Raw genomic sequence first — 694 nt, 5'->3', positions numbered from 1 at the left:
CGACAACGTGTTCCGCCAGGCGCTGATTCTGCTGATCGCCTCCGGGGTGGTCGCCGGCACCGAGGTGAACACCCTGAACAACATGGCCCTGGCGTTGTTCATCCTGCCGTTCTTCCTGTTCTCGGCGCTGGCCGGGCAGCTCGCCGACAAGTACGACCGGGCCATGCTGGTGCGGCGCATCAAGCTGGTGGAAATCTTCATCATGACGTTCGCGGCGGTGGGCTTTTTCTTCAACGCCGTCTATTTCCTTCTGGCGGTGCTGTTCTGCATGGGTCTGCAGTCCACCTTTTTCGGCCCCATTAAGTACTCGATCATTCCCCAGCATTTGCCGTCCCGGGAACTGGTGTCCGGCAACGCCCTGGTGGAAATGGGCACCTTTCTGGCGATTCTGCTCGGCTCGATTTCCGGGGTGCTGCTGAAAATGGACGCCGCCGACCCGCTGATCGTGTCCGCGGTGGTGGTGGGCCTGGCGGCGCTGGGGTATCTGGCCGCCCGTGGCATTCCCAAGGCGCCGGCCGCCGACCCGGGAATGAAGATCAACTGGAATCTGTGGCGGGAAACCTGGCATATCGTCGGCTACGCACGGGAGGTGAAATCGGTGTGGATGTGCGTGCTGGGCATTTGCTGGTTCTGGTTTCTCGGCGCCGCCTACACCACCCAGCTCAAGGTCTACGTGGACGACTATCTGCTCGGC

1 protein-coding gene is annotated in these 694 nt (G+C 62.0%); it reads left to right on the top strand.

Annotated features, from left to right (window positions below):
- Positions 1-694, top strand: a 694-nt coding sequence (locus tag B2W52_RS19610) for an MFS transporter (RefSeq protein WP_286803946.1), incomplete at both ends; no start/stop codon positions are given.

This window comes from Marinobacter sp. UBA2498 (genome assembly GCF_002341575.1).
GTDB classification, from domain to species: Bacteria; Pseudomonadota; Gammaproteobacteria; order Pseudomonadales; family Oleiphilaceae; genus Marinobacter; species Marinobacter manganoxydans.
The sequence above is the reverse complement of the archived record's forward strand: the minus strand, read 5'-3'. Positions and strand labels throughout refer to the sequence as shown.